Genomic DNA, 1,309 nt, shown 5'->3' with positions numbered 1-1,309 from the left:
AAAGATTTGTTGATGGCAGCACCGGCAGGCCCTCGTGCGACGCTGGGTCTCGATCCGGGTCTGCGTACAGGCTCTAAAATCGCTATTGTCGACCCTACTGGTAAAGTGCTTGCAACAGAAACCATCTACCCTCACCCACCACAAAAGCAATACGACAAATCAGCGCAAATCGTTGATCAGTTGGTGCGCAAATACAACGTGGATTTGATTGCAATAGGTAACGGCACGGCTTCGCGTGAAACCGACAGCTTTGTCGCAGACGTGATCAAACGCGGCAACCTGAAAGTTCAGAAGATCATCGTAAGTGAAGCGGGGGCATCGGTTTACTCAGCATCTGAGCTTGCAGCGAAAGAGTTCCCAAATATGGACGTATCTCTGCGTGGTGCGGTGTCGATTGCTCGTCGTCTGCAAGACCCGCTAGCGGAGCTCGTTAAAATCGATCCTAAATCGATCGGTGTGGGCCAATATCAGCACGATGTTAGCCAATCTATGCTGGCAAAACGTCTTGATGCGATTGTCGAAGACTGTGTAAACGCGGTGGGTGTTGATGTGAACACTGCCTCTGCAGCGCTACTGACGCGCGTTGCAGGCTTGTCGAGCACCATCGCACAGAACATTGTCGACTTCCGTGATGAAAACGGTCGTTTCGAAGCACGTACAACTTTGAAGAAAGTGCCTCGTTTAGGTCCTAAAGCGTTCGAGCAGTGTGCGGGTTTCCTTCGTATTATGGATGGTAAAAACCCACTGGATGCCTCTGCAGTGCACCCAGAAGCCTACCCAGTAGTCAAAGCGATTGCCGAGAAGAACAGTAAAGACATCAAAGCACTGATTGGCGATTCGACGTTCCTTAAAGGTCTGCACGCGGTGGATTACACCGATGAGCACTTCGGTGTCCCAACGGTGACCGATATCATCAAAGAGCTGGACAAACCAGGCCGAGACCCTCGTCCGGAGTTCAAAACCGCAACCTTCGCTGAAGGCGTTAACTCGGTTGCAGATCTAGAACCGGGCATGATTCTCGAAGGCGTCGTATCGAACGTGGCCAACTTTGGTGCTTTCGTCGATATTGGTGTTCACCAAGATGGTTTAGTGCATATCTCAGCCCTGACGGATCGTTTCGTTTCTGATCCGCGTGAAGTGGTGAAAGCAGGCGACATCGTTAAAGTGAAAGTGATGGAAGTGGACGTACAGCGCAAGCGTATCGGTCTATCGATGCGTTTAAACGACGAGCCGGGTCAAGACAACCGCAGCCAACGCTCATCAGCAGCGCAGCGTCGTAATGACCAATCACAACGTCGTCAACCTCGCC

At 51.6% G+C, this 1,309-nt stretch carries 1 protein-coding gene; it reads left to right on the top strand.

Going from position 1 to position 1,309, the window contains the following annotated elements; translation table 11 throughout:
- Positions 1-1,309, top strand: a 1,309-nt coding sequence (locus R7Q47_RS24900; RefSeq protein WP_318089966.1) for a Tex family protein, incomplete at both ends; no start/stop codon positions are given.

The sequence above is a fragment of the Vibrio sp. Vb0349 genome, from assembly GCF_033338975.1.
The sequence above is the reverse complement of the archived record's forward strand: the minus strand, read 5'-3'. Positions and strand labels throughout refer to the sequence as shown.